Genomic DNA, 17,819 nt, shown 5'->3' with positions numbered 1-17,819 from the left:
CGCGACCCGCGCTGGCGCCTCAGCACGTCGCGGGCGCGGGCGCCGTTGCAGGCGGTGAAGTCGAAGCGGGACGCGTTGGGGGCCGCGGCCCACAACGCGGGGAAGGAGTGGCTGCTGCGCAGACAGTCGGTGCTGGAGGTGAGATAGCTGCCGGCACCGACACCGGCGGAATAGGAGTCGCCGAGGGCGACGTACCCGGTGGCGAACCCCCGAGGCGCGGCGTGTGCCGTGGGAGTTACGGTGAGGGTGCAGACGGCGGTGAGAAGTGAGCACAGACGGGCGGCGATACGCGAGGGTCTCATGCATTCCGCTTACCACCGTGCACAGGGGCCCGCTGCGGTGCCGTCGGGCGACGCTCGTCCCTGTTGAGAGGCGGCCACATCTGTGCTCGTGGAGCTCGGTCGCACGGCACGGGCCTCGTACCGCCGCTGGAGCCCGCGGCGGGGCGCGGTCTCCCCGCCACGGACGACACCCGAGCAGCCGTCACTCGAGCGGCGGCGTTTGTATGCCGCGCCCGGGGAACTCGAAGGGTCTGTCCGTCCGTCCCCACCTCGCTCACACCACGGGGGAGTGCTCGGTGTGCGGTCCGTGACCGAAGTCCTGTCGGCCGGGGCGGCCGACACGGTCGCCCACCAGGCACTCGGCTGACCGGCGCCCGCCATCGGCCACGACGCAGCGGTGATTGCCGCTCTCGGTGTCCCGGCGGACGACGTGCCCGGCCCGGAGGCCGGGCACCGACAAGCACCGCCGTGACGGCTCCGGCCCGTGTCGTGTGCCCGCCCGTGGGATGCCGCCGCCTGGCCTCGCTCGGCCGTAGGCCATACTGGCTGGGTTCCGGAGCAGCCGCAGAGGTGGAGAGATGGACACACCACAAGGCACGCGGCAGGCGGCCCCCCAGCCCTTGCCGACGGCAGCGTTGAAGGGCGGCCCACTACGGGACCGGGCCGGGATGCGGGCGGTGGGTGAAATCAGCCTGGCCACGCAGCCGGTGTGGGAGCGCCTGCTGGAGGAACTCGTGGACGGGGACGAGCCGGTGTGCCATCTGGAGCTGTCCGCGGTCACCTTCATCGACGTCCGCGGCGCAGCCTCGCTCGCGGCGGCGGCCCAAGCCCTGGGGAAGGGGCGACGCATCGTGCTGTGGCAGCCCCCGGCGAGTCTGAGGCGAACGCTGGAGTTGTTCTGGCCCGAGCTGTCGGTGATCGAGGTGGCGCAGTCATGATGGGCACGACGGTGGACGACCGGTTCTGGCACCCCGCCCTGTTCTACTCCGGCCGCGACGAGTACGTGGCCGGCACCGTGTCGTTCGTGCGGGAAGGGCTGGCCGCCGGGGAGCCGGTGGCAGTGGCCGTACCGGGCGGCAATCTGCGTCTGCTGCGGGACGCTCTCGGCGAACAGGCCGAGGCCGTGCAGTTCCTGGACATGACCGAGGCCGGGCGCAATCCGGGGCGGATCATCCCCCGGGTGCTGCGCGGCTTCGCGGACGCCCACCCCACGGGCCGGGTACGGATCATCGGGGAGCCCATCTGGGCCGGACGCACCGCGACCGAGTACCCCGCGTGTGTGCAGCACGAGGCCCTGATCAACGCGGCCTTCCGGGGTCGGGCTGTGAGCATCCTGTGCCCCTACGACACCTCCCGGCTGGATTCCGCGGTGCTCTCCGACGCGCACGCCACCCACCCGACGGTCATCGAGCGCGGCCAGGAGCGCGCCAGCGGCGCCTACGCGCCCGATCAGGTCGTCAGCCGGTACAACCAGCCCCTGCCTCCCGCACCGTTCCGCGCCGCCGAGTTCCCCTTCGACGCCGCCGCACTGCCCGCCGCCCGCCGCTTCGCCACCGAGCGGGCGGCACTGCTGGGCCTGCCGAAGGACCGGACGGCGGACCTGGAGCTGGCAGTGTCCGAGCTGACCACGAACAGCGTGGTGCACGGCGGTGGCCGCGGCACCCTGCGCCTGTGGGCGGAGGCCCGGCAGCTGGTGTGCGAGGTCAACGACGCCGGGGTGCACACCGATCCGCTCGCCGGACGTATCCCTCCGCCCAGTGCCCGGCCCGGCGGCCGGGGCCTGCTGCTGGTGAACATCCTCGCCGACCTGGTCCGTCTGCACACCGGCCCGGCCGGCACGACCACCCGCATCTATCTCGCCACCGAGAAGTACGCCCACGAGGCTCACTGAGCATCCGGACCTGACCCTGCGTCCACGCCGCTCCGGCGCGCGGAGAAGCCGTACCGGCATCCCGGCTGCGGCCCAGGCGGCAGCCGCTCGGCGGCCGATACGGTGTTCGGGGTGATGGTGACCCGCGGGGGCGCGGTGCCTGATACGACGGTCACCCCGTTCGGCGAGCCCCCAGGGATGACCGAACGGGGTGACCGAACGCGTTGCTACGGGAGGAGGCGGCCATGGATCTTCGGCAGATGGAGGTCGTTGTCGCGGTCGCCGAAGAAGGCGGGTTCAGCGCGGCGGCACGGCGGTTGCACGTGGTGCAGTCCGCGGTGTCCACCACGGTGCAGTCCCTGGAGCGCGAGCTGGGCACACCGCTGTTCCACCGCACCACCCACCGGGTGTCGCTGACCCCCGCCGGGGAGGCCTTCATGCCGGCCGCCCGCGCCACCCTGCAGGCCGCCCAACAGGCCCGTACGGCCGTCGACCCCTTCAAGGACGCACTGCGCGGCGAGATCACCGTCGGTGTGATGCAGGGCCTGTTCACCGGCCTCGCCCGGGCACTGGCCGACTTCCACCGCGAGTACCCCGCGGTGACGTTCAGGCTGCGCCAGGCACCCGTCGGCGACATCGCGCAGACGGTGCGCGACGGCAGCGTGGACCTGGCCGTCGTCGCCCTCGACACGCCGCAGTTGCGGGGACTCACAGCCCGGTTGCTGGCCCAGGAGGACATGGTCCTGGTGACAGGTCCGGCGACCGGTGCCCCGTCGGACCGGCGGCCGGTGACCCTGGCCGAAGCAGCCCGCCTCGCGCTCGTGGACTTCCCCCCGGGCTGGGCGATCCGGCACGAGGTCGACAAGGCCTTCCGGTCGGCTTCGCTCGAACGCTCCACCACCTTCGAGGTGAACGACGTGCTGGCGGCGACCGACCTGGTCCGGCACGGCTTGGGCGTGTGCATCATGCCCCCGTCGCTCGCCTCCCGATTCCCCGATCTGCCAGTACGCCCGTTCGCCGGACAGGCACCGGCGTGGACGGTGAGAGTCGTCCACCAGCCGGGACAGACGCCTCCCGCCGTCGCCGCGTTGCTGCGGCACATCACCTGACCCGTCGCCGCGCTGCTGCGCACATCACACATGACCAAGACCTGGGGATGGTCGGCGTCGACGCGGGAACCCGGGCCCCGCAAGAAGGCGATGTCACCACGGATGAGGTGAGTCATGGCAGAGCAGAAGTCGTCGTCCCTGCCGACGCCGCTGAGGGCCGTTCCCCGGCCGGTGCGCGACGCGGCCTCGGTCCTGGGCCGGCTTCCCGGCGCCGGGATGGTGGGCAGGGCGGCCGAGGGAGCGCTGGAGAAGGTCGGCGCCGTGTCACCGCGGGGGCGGCGGCTCGCGGTCTATGCCGGGGCCGGAGTGCTCGGCGCCGTGGGCGTGGTCGAGTGGCCCGTCGCCCTCACCGGTGCGGCGGTGGCCTGGCTCACGCAGCCCCGGCCGCAGGCATCCGGGCAGGCCCCGGCCCAGGCGTCCGAGAGCGAGGGGACGACCTCCACCGCAACCCGGCCAAGGGCGTCCCGGGCGAAGAAGCCCACGTCCACGGCACCCGAGCCCGCGCCCTCGAAGAAGCCTTCGGCGTCCTCCGGACGCGCCGGCTCCGGCACGCGCCGCGCCCGTGCCGCCGGCTGAGGGCGCGTCATGGTCCTTGCGCTGCTGACGAGGCCTTCCGCCGCCGGACGTATCGTGCCGTCGGCGGTCCACCTGTTCGAACGGTCGGCCCCGACCGTGGTGGGCGCGGCCGCGGGAGCCGTGGCCCAGACGGCGCGGGCGGGGGTGCGGGGCGCGGACGCCGCGGTCCGCGTCGCCCGCGTCGCCCGGCACGCGCTACCGGGCCACCCCCGCCCGTGGCGGTCCGGCACGCGGGCGCATCTCCCGCTGCGGCAGGCGGTTCCAGGGGAGGAGCGGCGGGCGGACGGAATCGCGACGAGGGCGCGCCGGGTGGCCGCGGCGCTGGCGGATCACCCGGACGTGGCCTTCGCGTACTGGGACGGTGGGTTGGCCCGCCTGGTGGTGGCCGCGACCGAGGAGGCGGTCACCGACCGTGTGGTGGAGGACGCGACCGGCCTCGCGGAACGCCACGGGCTGGTCCGGGCGGACGACCTGCCGGACGAGTTCCCGCATCCGGCCGAGCCCGCAGGGGTACGGGCCGCCGCGGCCGCGCTGGCGGCCGACGTGGTAGGCACCGCGGCCGCGGTGATCGGGTCGGCGCTGCGCCTGCCGCCGTCGCCGCGCCTGGTGACCGCGGCCGTGACACTGCTGCGGGAGAACCCGCGCTTCCGCGACCTGCTGCGCGCCCGGCTCGGCCGCACCGGCATGGACCTGGCGCTGGCCTGGGCGAACGCGGCCGCACACGGCGCCGGCCAGACACCCACGTCCCTGGTGCTCGACGGAGCGCTGCGGTCGTGTCAGTTGGCGGAGACGGTGGCACGTGCCGCCGCCTTCGACGCGGTCCACGACGAGGTGTGCACGCCGGAGCGGGTCAGCGTGCCCGCGGGCGAGGTGCCGCGCCCGCCGCTGCGCACGGCCCCGGCCCAGGAGTACGCCTCCCGCGCCTCCACCGGCAGCCTGGTCGGAGCCGCAGTGACGCTGCTGGTCAAGCGCAGTGTCGACGAGGCCGCCGAGGCGGTGCTGGCGGGATCGCCGAAGGCCGCGCGCTACGGACCCGCCGCCTTCCAGGCCGTCCTGAGCGGCGCGCTGTCACGGGAGGGTGTGCTGGTGCGCGACCCGCAGCGGCTGCGGCAACTCGAGACGGCCGGCACGATCGTGCTGCACCCGAGCGCGCTGCGCACCGAGAGCGGTGAGGCGGACCCCTGGGCCGAGGCGGTACTGGACGCGGCGCGCCGCGCCGGGCTGCGCGTCGTGGTCGTGGACGACCCCGCACTGGAGGAGTTCACCGGCCTGGCCGACCAGGTCGTGGACGCGCGGCGTCCCCTGGACGACGTGGTGCACGGGCTGCGCGGCGACTCCGGCGGCGTCGTCACGGTCGCCCGGCTGGGCTCGGCCGACCAACACACCGTCCTGGCCGGGCTGCTCGCCGGCGACGTCGCCGTCGCCCTCACGGACCGGGACGCCGCCGTCGTATGGGGAGCGGACGTCCTGGCCGTACACGGCCTGGCCGACGTGTGGCGGCTGCTGGTCGCGGTCCCCGCGGCCCGCGCCGTCGGCCGCCGCGCGCAGACCCTGGCCCGCTCCGGTGCCGCGCTCTCCGGTCTGCTGGTGGCCGTCGGCGAGTCCAAGGGCGGCCGGGGGCGGCGCGGTCTGCTGCCCGGCCTGCGGCACGTTCCGGTCGACGTGAGCGCGGCGGCGGCCCTGGTGTCCGGGGCGCGGGCGGCGCTGGGCGTCGCGGCGGCCCGCGCCCCGCACCCCCGCCCGCGCGTGCCCTGGCACGAGCTGCCACCCCAGGAGGCCCAGGCCCGGCTGGCAACCGAACGGGCCCGCGAACCGGACCCGGTCGACCTGGTCACGACCCGGCTGCGCAAGGCGACGCGCACCGTCGGACGGTTGCCCGCCCTGGCCCCGGCGCGCTGGACGTTCCAGCTGGCCCGGGCGGTGCGCGGCGAACTCGACGATCCGCTCACGCCGGTCCTGGCGGTCGGCTCCGCCGCCTCCGCGATCCTCGGCTCCGTCGTCGACGCGGCGCTCGTCGTCGGTGCGCTCGACCTCAACGCGCTGGTCGGCGGCATCCAGCGGCTGCGCGCCGAACGGGCGCTGTCCGGCCTGCTCGCCGAGCAGAAGCAGAAGGCGCGCGTGGCACCCGCGCACAAGGACGCGGCGGAGCCCGCGCGGACGGTGGACGCCGCCCGGCTCAGGCCCGGCGACGTGATCGAGCTCAAGGCGGACGACGTCGTACCCGCCGACGCCCGCCTCCTCCGGGAGGACGGCCTCGAGGTCGACGAGTCGGCGCTGACCGGGGAGTCCCTGCCGGTCGTGAAGCAGGTCGATCCGACCCCGGGCGCCCCTGTCGCCGACCGCAGCTGCATGGTCTTCGAGGGCACCACCGTGGTGGCCGGACACGCGCGGGCCGTCGTGGTGCAGACCGGCGAGACCACCGAGGCGGCCCGCGCCGTGACGCTCGCCGCGCGCACTCCGCCCTCCGCCGGGGTGCAGGCCAGGCTGCAGGAACTCACCCGCAAGGCACTCCCGCTCACCCTGGGCGGCGGAGCGGCGGTGACCGGACTGGCGCTGCTGCGCGGCACGCCCATCCGGGAGGCGGTCAGTGGTGGCGTGGCCGTCGCCGTGGCCGCCGTGCCCGAGGGGCTGCCCCTGGTGGCCACGGTCGCGCAGCTCGCCGCCGCCCGGCGGCTCGGCCACCGCGGCGTCCTGGTACGCACCCCGCGCACGCTGGAGGCCCTGGGCCGCATGGACACGATTTGCTTCGACAAGACCGGAACCCTCACGCAGAACCGGCTGCGCCTGACCCGTGTCGCCGACGCCGACGGCACGGTCCACGGGGTGAAGGAGGCGGCGGTCGCGGGCATCGTACGGGACGCGGCGCGTGCCTGCCCCCGCCTGAACGGCGGCTCCGAGCGGCCGGTGCACGCCACCGACGCGGCCGTCCTGGACGCGGCCGGTGCCGACCCGCGGTGGGAGCAGGCCGAGGGCCTGCCGTTCGAGGCGGCCCGCGGGTACGCCGCGGCGGTCGGCCGCGCCGCGAACGGCCCGCGCACGCTCGTGGTCAAGGGCGCCCCGGAGACCGTCCTGCCCGCCTGCTCCGGAATGCCGGACCACGCGTCCGCCACGGCCCAGACGCTCGCCGGCGAGGGCCTGCGTGTCCTGGCGGTGGCCAGGCGCACCCTGGGCGAGGACGAGAAGGAGTCCGACGTCATCGAACGACCGCTGGAGCGGCTGGAGTTCGCCGGTCTGCTCGCGCTCTCCGACGCGCCGCGCGAGACGTCCACGGCCCTGGTCCGCGGTCTGCGGGACGCCGGCGTACGGCCGGTCATGCTGACCGGTGACCATCCCCAGACCGCCCGGGCGATCGCGACCGAACTGGGCTGGCCCGAGGACACCGTCGTGGTCACCGGGGACGAACTGGCCGCCGCGGACCGGTCGGTGAGGGTCCGGATGCTGGCCGACGCGGGCGTCGTGGCCAGGGTCGTGCCGGAGCAGAAGCTCCAGGTCGTCGAGGCCCTGCGGGACGCCGGCCGGGTGGTCGGAATGGTGGGCGACGGCGCCAACGACGCCGCGGCGATCCGCGCCGCCGACGTAGGCGTGGGCATCAGCGCCCGGGGATCGGCCGCCGCCCGCAACGCCGCCGACCTGGTGCTCACCGACGACGATCTGACCGTCCTGGTCGAGGCGGTCCGCGAGGGCCGCGCGCTGTGGCGCAGCGTCGCCGACGCCGTCGCCATCCTGATCGGCGGGAACGCGGGCGAGATCGGCTTCGGCGTCATCGGCACCCTGCTGTCGGGGACCGCACCGCTGAGTACGCGTCAGATGCTGCTGGTGAACCTGTTCACGGACCTGTTCCCGGCCATGGCGGTGGCGGTGACCCCGCAGCGGCAGGAGCCGGACGGGGAGGGGGAGGGCGCCGCGTCCGTGGACGGGGTGCCACGGGTCCTCGGGGCGCCCCTGGTCCGGCAGATCCGCCATCGCGCGCTGACCACGTGCCTGGGTGCGGTGGCGGCCTGGCTGATCGGCCGCTTCACCCCGGGCAGCGCTCGCCGTGCCGGCACGATGGCCCTGTGCGGGGTGGTCGGCACCCAGCTCGCCCAGACCCTGGCCGACCGCCGCGACAGCCCGCTGGTCCGGGTCACGGCCCTCGGCTCGGCCGTCGCACTCATCGGCCTCATCCAAACGCCGGGCGTCAGCCGTCTGTTCGGCTGTACTCCGCTCGGACCGTTCGCCTGGGCGGGCGTCGCCGCGGCGATCGCTCTCGCGCTGATGGGCCAACAGGCGTTGCCCCGACTGGAACCGGCCATCGCCCGACTGCTGCCGACGGGACGGGGGTGACGGCCGACGGCCCGCGGGGCGAGGTGTGCGGGGGCGTCGGGAAGGCCGGGCGCCGGTGGCTGCGCCCGGCCACGGCGCGCTGCGCCGGCGTTCCGACCGTCATGGCCTGCGACGGCATCCGGCCTGGCAGCCGGACGGGGTGCCGCAGCACTCGGCCCCTCCGCCCCCCGGCGAGCCGGACAACCAGCAGGCCGCCTCCGGCCCCTCCGGGGCCCGCGCTCGCTGCCCTACGCCCCGTCGCGCTGACGGTGGGGCCGGTTCGGTGCGGGGACGAGGCCGAGTTGCTGGGCGCGGAGCACGGTGCTGATGCGGTCCCGGGTGCCCAGTTTGCGGTAGACGTTCTGGATGTGCTTGTGCACCGTCCGGTCGGATATGCCGAGGCGGCGGCCGATGGCGGCGGCGGTCAGCGCTTCGGTGAGCAGCAGCAGGACGGCCGTCTCCCGGGGAGTGAGATCACAGTCCGCGGCCACGTCCTGCGGAGCGCCCGGAGCGACGAGTCGCTGCCAGCTTTCCAGGAGTTGCCGCTGCTGGTCGACGGCCGCCAGCAAGGGCTGCACCCGCCGGGCGAAACGGAGCTGGTCGTCGGTGAAGTCCGTTCCCGCGCGGTAGACGAGACACCCGGTGATGGGAGTGGTCGCCTCGGGCAGCGGGATCGCCAGCACGTGGTCCATGTCCAGCGCATCGCCGACCAGACGGGCGGTCGCGCTCGCGGACCAGGCGGCACCGAGCACCCGGCCGGCTGTGACCGGCGCGCGGCTGCGATCGTTCGCGTAATGCCCCGCGAACGGGAACCCGGCGCGCAGAAGCCCCAGGGCCTCGTCGTCGAGTACGTCCAACGCCGACGCCGCCTCGGGCGCCGTGCCGACCGTGCCCGCGCTCTCGCTCCAGTCGTCCAGCTTGTAGATCAGGACCTCACCGCCGCACACATCCGGCAGCGTGGCGGCCATCAGGGGCCACAGCCGTGCGGGTTCGCGTTGGTGGAGCGCCGCCGTGGCCACCGAGAGCATGCGTTCGTAGGCCGCGTCCAGCCCCTGTTCCATGTGTCGCTCCGCTCATCCGGCCGTTCGTCGTACGCAGTTCTACCCATACCGGTGCGCCCCTCGCTGATCCACACTCCAACCGAAGCGACATCGACGTTCCCGGACGCACTCCGGCCCACGGGCGCTGGGCGGTGCGGCAGAGTGGATCAGGCGACCGGGGGGTGCCTGATCCGCCTCATGGGGTCGATGGCGAGTGGCCCACCAGAGTCCGTGCGGGCCGGCGGCATAGGGGAACGCCGGCCCGCACGGCCGCCGCGATCCTGCCCACTCCTGGCCCTCCCGGCCCACCGCCTGGCCAAGTCTCCGCGGCGCTCGGCCCGTGACCCGAGCCGCAGCACCGGCACCCGGTCCGCAAGCCGCGGTGCGGGGCGATTGTCAGTGGCCCCTCCTACGGTGTGAGCAGTGGGACCCGGCGGAAAGGCCGCTGGTCCGCTCTTGGGGAGGGGTCTGTCTGTCATGTCTGCCGGGTCCGCGGTGTCGACGACGTATCTGGAGCTGTCGCAGGAAGGCGGCGGTGCGCACAAGTTCTACGAAGTGGCCGTCGCCGGCCAGGTGGTGACGGTGCGGTACGGGCGGATCGGTGCAGCGGGCCAGACCCAGACGACGACCTTCCCGACGGCGGAGAAGGCACGGGCCGCCGCTGCGAAGAAGGTGGGGGAGAAGGTCCGCAAGGGGTACGCCCCGGCCGTTCCCGGGCAGCGCGCTCCGCGAACGGTGACGCGGCGTCAGGTCGCCTCGGCTCCGTCAACCGCCCGCGCCGTGGCGCCCGTGCTGTGGCGGTTCCGTACCGGCTCCTCGGCGTTCGGTATCCATGTCGACGACGAGCACTGCTGGGTCGGCAACCAGGCGGGCGACGTCTACACCCTGGACCACGACGGTGGCGTACTCGCCCGCTTCAGCCTGCCGGACGGCGTGAAGTGCCTGGTGGCCGACGACTTCTGGATCTACGCGGGCTGCGACGACGGCAGGGTGTACGACCTGTCCTCCAAACTGCCGTTCGCGGCGTACGAGATCGCGCCGGACGTCGACATCTTCTGGCTGGACATCCACGAGGGCGTCCTGGACGTCTCGGACCGTGACGGCCGCCTGACCGTCATCGATCACGAGGACGAACACCAGTGGGCCCGCCGCAGCCAGGGCGAGCACGCCTGGATGGTCCGCGCGGACGACCGGGCCGTCTACCACGGCCACCACCGGGGTGTCACCGCCTACGCGCCCGACGGGGGCCGCGAGCTGTGGCACACGCCCACCCGGGGCGGCGTCCTGTTCGGCTGGCAGGAGGACGACACCGTCTACGCGGGAACCGCGCACCGCGTGGTCCAACGGCTGTCGAAGGCGACCGGCGCGATTGAGGCCACCTACGCATGCGACAGCGCGGTGTACTCGTGCGCCACATCGCCCGGCGGGCGGTTCGTCTTCGCCGGTGACGCCGCCTCGTCCGTGTACTGCTTCGACCGCGACGGCACGCGCCTGTGGAAGCTCGGCACGGGCGGCGGCTCGGCGCTGTCGATGCAGTACCGCGACGAGCGGCTGTATGTGGTGACCACGGACGGCTCGCTGGTGTGCGTGGACGCGAGCGAGGCGGCCGTCTCCGCGGCGCAGCAGGGGACGGTGCCGGTGCCGCGGGACGTCAAGCTCGCCGCCGCGCTGCCGACCTACGCTCCGGCCACGGCCGCCGGCGCGGTGGCCACCGTCGCCCACGCGCCTGCCGGGGCGGTCGTCGTCGAATGCGTCCAGGAGAGCGGCCGCCTCCGCGTGCATGTGGTGTCCCAGGGCTACGACTCTTCGTGGAACGTGCAGTTCCCGCGCGCGATACGGGAGCCCGGGGCCCGCTACGTCGTGGACGCCCTGCACGCGGCGGCCGGTGGTTTCTACCGGGTCCGCGGCGACATCCGGCGGCTGCTGTGACCGGTCCGGGCGCGGGCCGCCGCGCCGTACTGCCGACGTCAACGCCGGTACACGGCAGGGCCCGGAATCGGGGGTTCATGCGTCGGTGATCGGGGCGCTATGCTCACGAACAGACCGTGTGATGACAGATGGACCTGTCAGTCGACATCCGCGCCGGCCGTGCGCACGGTACTCCGCGACAGGGAGGGGCCGTCGTGAACCTGGCCAAGGACGCGCACGTGGAACTGGACCGGGACGTGTTCATGCGTGGACTGGTCCGTGAGCTGGCGACGTCCCTGGAGTCCGTGGTCGGACTCGAGGAGGCCTCCGGCTACATCAGCCTGGTCGGCCAGTCGGTGGGACTGCAGATCAACGAGGCCTACACCGAGGCCATGGGCCTGCCGCAGCTGACCCGCGAACAGGTCGCCGACGTGCTGGTCGATCTCAAACAGCGCATCGAGGGCGACTTCTATCTCATCTCCCAGGACGAGCACCGGATCGTCCTGGGCAGCCGCAGCTGCCCGTTCGCGGAGAAGGTGCTCGGGCGGGAGTCGATATGCATGATGACGTCCAACGTCTTCGGCACCATCGCCGCGCAGAACCTCGGATACTCACGCGTCGAACTGGAGGAGACCATCGCCCGCGGCGCCACCGGCTGCCGCGTCGTGGTGCACCTCGAACCGGAACTCGACCTGGGCGATGAACCGGGCCGCGAGTACTTCGGTGACGCTGCGGCCGTCGAGGAGGAGGCGGTCGACGCAGGGAGCGGAACGGGTGGCTGAGATGAACCTGGCGATGTTCCAGGCCATGGCCAGGGCTCTTCCCCACGCCGTCGTGGTCTGCACCGCCTCGGGCCGCGTGGTGGCTGCCAATCCCGCCACGACCCGTACGGTGGACACGCTCCGTCCCGAAGCGGAACTCGCGGACCTGGTCCTGGACCCCGCCGACCTGTACCGGCGGTTGGCACAGTGGGCGCGCAGCGGGTCCCCGCTGCCGGGCGTCATGACCGTGCGCGACAGTGCCGGCGTCCCGGTGCGCCTGCGTTGCCACGGAGGCCGGGCCACCTGGTGGAAAGGCCCCGAGCCGGCCATCCAGCTGCACCTGTCCCGGCTCGACGTCAGCGACCGCTTCGTGGCGCTCAGTCAGCGCGTCAGCCTGCTGAACCAGCAGATGGCCTACCGGCACGCGATCGCCCAGCAGCGGGACCAACTGCTGCGCACCGAGCAACGGGCCCGGGCGCGGATGCAGCGCCTGTACCGGCTCACGGCGGCCTTGGCGGCCGCCGCCACCCTCACGGACGTCTGCGACGCCGTGTACAAGTGCGCACCCCAGGCACTCGACGCCGCGGACGTGACGCTCGAGCTGCACCCGCGGCGGATCGTGCCGTCCCTCGGCCCGGCCGACACACTGCCCGTGACCACGGCCCTCTGGGTGGATCTCGACCGGCTGCACACGGCACCGGTCTCCGCGCCGGCATACGACGCCGAGCAGCGTCTGCCGCTTCAGACCGAGGGTGTCACCCTCGGCACCCTGGTCATCCACTACGCCCCGGGCGCCGAGCAGGACGCCGAGCACACCGTCGCCATCGGCCAGCAGATCGCCCAGGCGGTGCGCAGGGCGGGTCTCTTCGAGCACGAACACCGGCTCGCCGAACGCCTCCAGCGCAGCCTGCTGCCCAACCTGCCACCCGTCGAGGGCCTGGACATCGCCGGCGGATACGCCCCCGGCACCCAGCTCGTCGACGTCGGCGGCGACTGGTACGACGTCCACATCCTCGACGGCGAAACCGTGGGCCTCACCATCGGCGACATCGCCGGCCACGGCATCGCCGAGGCCACCGCCATGGCCCAGACCACCACCGTGTTGCGCAGCATCGCCCGGCGCAGCGGTACCCGTCCGCCCGCGGTCCTGGCGGAGCTCAACGACTTCCTGGGCACCTACCACCACGGGCTGATGGCCACGGCCTGCTACGCCGCCTACGACCGCCGCACCCGCACCCTGCGTTACTCCCGGGCCGGCCACCCTCCGCCCCTGCTGATCCACGCCGACGGCTCAAGCCGGTACCTCGAGGGCGCGCTCGCCCCACCGCTCGGCCCTGTCCCGTTCACCGACTACCCGCAGGCGGAGGCCACCGTCCCGACAGGCACCACCCTCGTGTTCTACACCGACGGTCTGATCGAGCGGCGCGGCCAGAGCCTGGATGTCGGCCTGGCACAGCTCCTTCAGACAGCGCGCTCGACCGCGGGCCTCGACGCCGAGGGCATCTGTTCCCTGCTGCTCCACCAGCAGCCCGACACGGAGATGCCCGACGACAGGGCCCTGCTCGCCGTGCAGTTCCCGTCGTCGTCCGCCGGCTGAAGCGCCTGCGGCCGGGCGCACGCCTGCCGTACCCGCCCGTGCATCCGGTGATGCCGCGGGCTCCGGGCGGGTACAGCCGAACCGGGTGTGCGGGGAGCCGCCTACAACTCCTTGACGCGGATGTCCCGGGAGGAGATCACATCCGTCGTGCTGTGCACCTGCAGTCCGTTGTAGCCGGAGGCGAACCGCCGCCCGTCCGTGCCCGGATCGTCCGAGCGCGGCGGGGAGAAGGCCTGACCCCCGGTGTTGTCGAACTCGTTGATCAGCACACCGTTGCGGTGGACCGAGTAGTGCTGGCCGACCACGCGGATGTCGTAGTCGTTCCAGGTGCCCTTCTGCGTGACGCCGGCCCCGGCGAGCCCACCCGGTCGAAGCCGTAGATCGAGCCCGTCTTGTACATGTCGCCGGTGGGCGAGTCGAGCACCTGCACCTCGTGCCCAAGATCGTCGGCCCGGCCGACTCCTTCGGCTTCCAGGTCGTCGCGGGGAAGGGCGTCGGAGCGGGCGCGTGGATGTACCTGCCATGTGCAGAGCCACTCCGACATGGGGATGGTGGGGCTGTTCCTGGTGAAGAAGGCGGACGGAACGATCCCCGGATACGAGCCGCACGACCACGATCCCGCGCACTGACGCCGAGGTCCGTGTCACCGCGCGGCAGGGGCTGCCGAACCGGTGTCAGGCCGTGGCCTCGCGAATCCGTGCGAGCAGGGCGCGCAGCTCGGCGCGGTCCTCCGCGCTCAGGGCGGCTGTGGCTTCGGCCAGCGCCAGGCGGTCCACCTCCTCCGCTTCGCGGTGACACCGCCGGCCCTTGTCGGTGAGGCGGAGCAGGAAGGCCCGGCGGTCCTCCGGATGGCGCACGCGCTCCACCAGCCCGTCGCGCTCCAGGCTGTCGACGATGCTGGTCGTGGTCCGTGCCGCGACCCCCGTCATCTCGCTCAGGTCCCGCATCCGCAGAGGCTGTTCCGCCCGTGCGAGCATCCGCAGTGCGCGGAGCCGGGCGACCGAGGCGCCGCCCGCCCGCAGCCGGGACTCCACGAAGCGGCGCAGTTGCTGCGTCGTCTCGTAGAGCTCGTCGACCAGGATGTCGCTGCTGCCCTGCACTGCCATGTCGTTTCCCCGCTCCGTCGCGATAATCCATTCTATGAGCACCCTCATACTGAGTATGCTCAGTACGTGCTCCCGCTCCGCCGTCTCCCCGTCCTGCCCCGCCCCTCCCTCCGTCCCAGCCAGCGCCTGGTCGTCCCCGTCATGTGCGTCTGCGTGACGTTCATCGCGATCGTCGACGGAGCCATCACCACGGTGGCGCTGCCGTCGATCGCCCGCCAGTTCCGGCTGACCACCGCCGCCCTGGACGGAGTGGTCGTGGCCTATCCGGTCTGCCTGGCCATGGCCATCCCCGCCTCGGCCTGGCTGGTCGGACGATGCGGCGCCAAACGCGTCCTGCTCACCGCGCTGACCGGCTTCCTCGGCTCCTCACTGCTGTGCGGCGCGGCCGCCGGCCTCGGCCAGCTCGTCGCCTTCCGCGCGCTCCAGGGACTGTCCGCCGGAGTCCTCTTCCCCGCCTCGGCCTCCTTGCTCTTCTCCACCTTCAACTCCTCGGAGCAGGTGCGGATCTCCCGATACATGATCATCCCCCAGCAGATCGCCCCGGCCGCCGCCCCCATACTCGGCGGCCTACTGGTGGACCACCTGTCCTGGCGCTGGGTCTTCTACGTCAACCTGCCGGTGGGCCTGCCGGCCGTGCTGTTCGGGGTGCTGTTCCTGTCCGGGCACTGCGGCCCCCGGCCCGGCCGCTTCGACCTGCGCGGACTGCTGCTGAGCGCGGCGGCCCTGGGCGCCGTGATGTTCGGCATCAGCGAAGGCCCCAACCGCGGCTGGTCCTCCGCCGGCGTGGTCACCGCCCTGGTGCTCGGCGCGGTCCTGCTCGCCGCCACCATCGCCTTCGAACTGCGTACCGCCGAGCCCCTGTTGAAGCTCCGCCTCTTCGCGGACCGGCTCTTCAGGGACACCAACCTCATCAATCTGGTGGGTCTGGTGCCGATCCTGGGCGCCATGTACCTGGGCCCGCTCTTCCTCCAACAGGGGCAGGGCCGCACCGCCCTGGAGTCCGGCACCAGCACCTTCCCCGAGGCCTTCGGCGTCCTGCTGACCGTTCAGGTCGCCGGGGCCCTCTACGCGAGGATCGGCCCCCGGGTCATCGTCGGCTGCGGCCTGGCCGGTGTCAGCGCGGTCCTGCTGCTCTTCGCCACCTGCGACGAGCACACCGGCCTGTGGACCTTCCGCGGCTACATGTTCCTGCTCGGCCTCGCCATGGGCGGCGTCTTCATGCCGACCACGGTGGCCTCACTGGCGACCGTCGCGCGACCGGACCTGGCCCAGGCGTCCACGCTGAACACCGTCGTACGCCAGACCGGAGGCGCCCTCGCACCGGCGGTGGTGACCATGGCCCTCGTCATGAGCACCCCCTCGGCGGCCGCGGCGGACCCGCCCGTCACCGCCTACCAGCACGCCTACCTGGCCCTGGCCGCGATCGCGGCCGCGACCGCCGTGTTCGCCTTCACCGTCCCCGACGGCCCGGCCCGCGACGCGGCACGCGGCACCACCGTCGCGAACCGGTCCACGCCCTTCCGGCGCCAGAGGGAGAACGCCCGCTAAGTGCCGCGGCAGGCAACGTTTGCCCGTCAAGGAGCGGTGTCCGGTGCGTGCTCTGGGGGTACCCCCTGCTCGAAGAGCTTGGGGGTGGGGGTCCCCCCTGCTCGAGCGAAGCCGAGAGCTTGGGGGAGTGCCGGGCGTCGCGACGGGGCGAACGTTGCCTGTTGCGGCACTAGGACATCCCGCCTCTGCCCGCTCGGGCTGCCCGCCGTACGGAACCTGCGACCGACCACGACCGTCATCGCCCGCTTCGCCTGACCCGGCGAGCGACACCCCGGCGCTTCTGCTGTCGGTGCGCTGCCACGATGGCGACTGGCGGTCTGCGGCTGCGGCGTTCGGTCTTCTCATGGGTCGGCGTCGGCGCCGGCACGGGCCTGTTCCTGCGGCACCCCGGGTCGTTCCGGCGTGCTCGCGTGGATGACCAGGGACAGCAGCGCGGCGGCCGCGCAGGCGGCGATCAGGCTCAGCCAGACGGGGTCGTAACTGCCGAACGCGTCGCGGGCCGCCCCGCCGAGGATGGAGGCCGACGCCGCGCCGACCTGGTGGGCGGCGTTGACCCAGCCGAAGACGATGGCACTGTCGTCGCCGTAGAAGGTGCGGCACAGGGCGATGACCGGGGGGACCGTCGCGAGATCGAGCAGGCCGAAGAGGACGACGAAGGCCATCATCGGCGGGTCGGCCGTGGCCGTCATGATCAGCGGCAGGCTCACCAGGAGCAGGCCGCGCAGGATGAAGCAGGCGGCGAGGAGTCGGCGCGCGTCGCTGCGGTCGGTGAGCCAGCCGGAGGCGATGGTGCCCATCACGTTGAAGACGCCGATGAACGCCAGGAGTGTCGAGGCGGTGGTGACCGGCATCCCGTGGTCATGGGCGGCCGGCGCGAAGTGGGTCCACATGATGCCGTTGGTGGACGCCCCGCAGATGGCGAACGCTGCGGCGAGCAACCAGAAGGGGATGCTCCGCGAGGCGCTGCGCAGAGCCGTCAGGGTGCGGCGCGCGGCGCCGGGCGCCGGAGCCGGCCGCGGCACGGACGTCAGGCTGCCGTAGGGGCGTTGGCCGAGGTCGGCGGGGTGGTTGCGCACCACCAGGTACACCAGGGGAGTGACGGCGAGGGCCGCCAGGGCGAGGGTTACCAGGGCGGGGCGCCAGCCGTGGTGCTCGATGGTCCATGACAGGGCGGGAAGGAAGACCATCTGCCCAAGGACGCTGCCCGACGAGAGGACTCCGGTGACCAGGCCGCGGCGACGGACGAACCAGCGGTTCGTCACGGTGGTCCCCAGCGTCATCGACAGCGAACCGGTGCCCAGGCCGACGAGGAACCCCCAGCAGAGCGTGAACTGCCAAGCCGCGTTCATCGCGGTGGTGAGCAGGGCGCCCGCGGCGACGGCGCCGAGCGCGGCGACGACGACCCGGCGGACGCCGAAGCGGTCCATCAGGGCCGCCGCATAGGGGGCCGTGAGTCCGTAGAGGACCATGTTGACCGAGGCGGCGAGGCCGATCGATCCGCGCGACCAGGCGAACTCGTCGTGCAGCGGTTCCTGGAGGATGCCGGGCATGGTGGAGAACGCGCCGGCCACGACGACGGCTGCTCCGGTGACGGTGGCGACCCACCAGGCACGGTGGGCCAAGGGGGTTCGGGGATTGCCGCTCGTGTCTCGCATGCCGTCCATGCTTGGTGGAGACCGCGGCCCGAAACCACTGGCCAGATGGACCGGTAGTGAAAGAAT

General features: G+C 73.3%; 12 protein-coding genes and 3 pseudogenes. 10 read left to right on the top strand and 5 right to left on the bottom strand.

What is annotated here, in order from left to right:
* Positions 1 to 302, bottom strand: a pseudogene (locus tag AB0N14_RS34910) (lipase); the annotation flags it as partial.
* Positions 303 to 859: 557 nt separating this feature from the next.
* Between AB0N14_RS34910 and AB0N14_RS34905 the strand changes: the two are divergent.
* The 5 genes from AB0N14_RS34905 (at position 860) to AB0N14_RS34885 (ending at position 8,159) form a co-directional block, all read left to right on the top strand.
* Positions 860 to 1,219 carry an STAS domain-containing protein gene (locus AB0N14_RS34905; protein WP_366029709.1) on the top strand — a complete coding sequence of 120 codons (360 nt, stop codon included), beginning with the start codon at positions 860 to 862 and terminating at the stop codon, positions 1,217 to 1,219.
* Positions 1,216 to 2,172, top strand: coding sequence for a sensor histidine kinase (locus tag AB0N14_RS34900; RefSeq protein WP_366029707.1), 957 nt, complete (start codon positions 1,216 to 1,218; stop codon positions 2,170 to 2,172). The genes AB0N14_RS34905 and AB0N14_RS34900 overlap by 4 nt, the downstream gene beginning before the upstream one ends.
* Before the next feature lie 224 nt (positions 2,173 to 2,396).
* Positions 2,397 to 3,260 (top strand): LysR family transcriptional regulator, encoded by an 864-nt coding sequence (locus AB0N14_RS34895; RefSeq protein ID WP_366029706.1) that lies wholly within the window; start codon positions 2,397 to 2,399, stop codon positions 3,258 to 3,260.
* 114 nt (positions 3,261 to 3,374) lie between these two features.
* Positions 3,375 to 3,836, top strand: a complete 462-nt coding sequence (locus AB0N14_RS34890) for a hypothetical protein (RefSeq protein ID WP_366029705.1) — start codon at positions 3,375 to 3,377, stop codon at positions 3,834 to 3,836.
* 9 nt (positions 3,837 to 3,845) lie between these two features.
* Positions 3,846 to 8,159 (top strand): cation-translocating P-type ATPase, encoded by a 4,314-nt coding sequence (locus AB0N14_RS34885; RefSeq protein WP_366029704.1) that lies wholly within the window; start codon positions 3,846 to 3,848, stop codon positions 8,157 to 8,159.
* Between the two features lie 227 nt (positions 8,160 to 8,386).
* Here the strand turns inward: AB0N14_RS34885 and AB0N14_RS34880 are convergent, their stop codons facing one another.
* Entirely contained in the window at positions 8,387 to 9,199 is an 813-nt protein-coding gene (locus AB0N14_RS34880; RefSeq protein WP_366029703.1) for a LuxR C-terminal-related transcriptional regulator, read from the bottom strand.
* Positions 9,200 to 9,655: 456 nt separating this feature from the next.
* On the opposite strand from AB0N14_RS34880, the gene AB0N14_RS34875 reads away from it, so the two are divergent.
* From AB0N14_RS34875 to AB0N14_RS34865, 3 genes are all read left to right on the top strand, one after another.
* Complete coding sequence (locus tag AB0N14_RS34875) at positions 9,656 to 11,107, top strand: WGR domain-containing protein (RefSeq protein WP_366029702.1); 1,452 nt, start codon at positions 9,656 to 9,658, stop codon at positions 11,105 to 11,107.
* 194 nt (positions 11,108 to 11,301) lie between these two features.
* A complete protein-coding gene (locus tag AB0N14_RS34870; RefSeq protein ID WP_366029701.1) occupies positions 11,302 to 11,868 on the top strand; it encodes a methanogen output domain 1-containing protein in 567 nt (188 codons plus the stop codon).
* Between the two features lies 1 nt (position 11,869).
* Positions 11,870 to 13,444 carry a PP2C family protein-serine/threonine phosphatase gene (locus AB0N14_RS34865; protein WP_366029713.1) on the top strand — a complete coding sequence of 525 codons (1,575 nt, stop codon included), beginning with the start codon at positions 11,870 to 11,872 and terminating at the stop codon, positions 13,442 to 13,444.
* Between the two features lie 101 nt (positions 13,445 to 13,545).
* Here the strand turns inward: AB0N14_RS34865 and AB0N14_RS34860 are convergent.
* Positions 13,546 to 13,883: pseudogene (locus AB0N14_RS34860) on the bottom strand (DUF1080 domain-containing protein); the annotation flags it as partial.
* On the opposite strand from AB0N14_RS34860, the pseudogene AB0N14_RS34855 reads away from it, so the two are divergent.
* Positions 13,884 to 14,073, top strand: a pseudogene (locus AB0N14_RS34855) (multicopper oxidase domain-containing protein); the annotation flags it as partial.
* Positions 14,074 to 14,118: 45 nt separating this feature from the next.
* On the opposite strand, the gene AB0N14_RS34850 reads toward AB0N14_RS34855, so the two are convergent.
* Positions 14,119 to 14,550 (bottom strand): MarR family transcriptional regulator, encoded by a 432-nt coding sequence (locus AB0N14_RS34850; protein ID WP_366029700.1) that lies wholly within the window; start codon positions 14,548 to 14,550, stop codon positions 14,119 to 14,121.
* A 141-nt stretch (positions 14,551 to 14,691) separates the two neighbouring features.
* Between AB0N14_RS34850 and AB0N14_RS34845 the strand changes: the two genes are divergently transcribed.
* Entirely contained in the window at positions 14,692 to 16,098 is a 1,407-nt protein-coding gene (locus tag AB0N14_RS34845) for a DHA2 family efflux MFS transporter permease subunit (RefSeq protein ID WP_366029712.1), read from the top strand.
* Between the two features lie 341 nt (positions 16,099 to 16,439).
* Here AB0N14_RS34845 and AB0N14_RS34840 read toward each other — a convergent pair whose 3' ends face one another.
* Positions 16,440 to 17,762, bottom strand: a complete 1,323-nt coding sequence (locus AB0N14_RS34840) for an MFS transporter (protein ID WP_366029699.1) — start codon at positions 17,760 to 17,762, stop codon at positions 16,440 to 16,442.
* Positions 17,763 to 17,819 lie beyond the last annotated feature (57 nt).

Source organism: Streptomyces sp. NPDC051104 (assembly GCF_040682835.1).
Classification (GTDB): Bacteria; Actinomycetota; Actinomycetes; order Streptomycetales; family Streptomycetaceae; genus Streptomyces; species Streptomyces cynarae.
Note: the sequence above shows the minus strand (reverse complement) of the source record. Positions and strands in the feature narration are given on the sequence as shown.

Coding starts and splice junctions, on each gene's coding strand:
- AB0N14_RS34905 (WP_366029709.1), top strand. CDS start 860: ATGGACACACCACAAGGCACGCGGCAGGCGGCCCCCCAGCCCTTGCCG.
- AB0N14_RS34900 (WP_366029707.1), top strand. CDS start 1,216: ATGATGGGCACGACGGTGGACGACCGGTTCTGGCACCCCGCCCTGTTC.
- AB0N14_RS34895 (WP_366029706.1), top strand. CDS start 2,397: ATGGATCTTCGGCAGATGGAGGTCGTTGTCGCGGTCGCCGAAGAAGGC.
- AB0N14_RS34890 (WP_366029705.1), top strand. CDS start 3,375: ATGGCAGAGCAGAAGTCGTCGTCCCTGCCGACGCCGCTGAGGGCCGTT.
- AB0N14_RS34885 (WP_366029704.1), top strand. CDS start 3,846: ATGGTCCTTGCGCTGCTGACGAGGCCTTCCGCCGCCGGACGTATCGTG.
- AB0N14_RS34880 (WP_366029703.1), bottom strand. CDS start 9,199: ATGGAACAGGGGCTGGACGCGGCCTACGAACGCATGCTCTCGGTGGCC.
- AB0N14_RS34875 (WP_366029702.1), top strand. CDS start 9,656: ATGTCTGCCGGGTCCGCGGTGTCGACGACGTATCTGGAGCTGTCGCAG.
- AB0N14_RS34865 (WP_366029713.1), top strand. CDS start 11,870: ATGAACCTGGCGATGTTCCAGGCCATGGCCAGGGCTCTTCCCCACGCC.
- AB0N14_RS34850 (WP_366029700.1), bottom strand. CDS start 14,550: ATGGCAGTGCAGGGCAGCAGCGACATCCTGGTCGACGAGCTCTACGAG.
- AB0N14_RS34845 (WP_366029712.1), top strand. CDS start 14,692: ATGTGCGTCTGCGTGACGTTCATCGCGATCGTCGACGGAGCCATCACC.
- AB0N14_RS34840 (WP_366029699.1), bottom strand. CDS start 17,762: ATGGACGGCATGCGAGACACGAGCGGCAATCCCCGAACCCCCTTGGCC.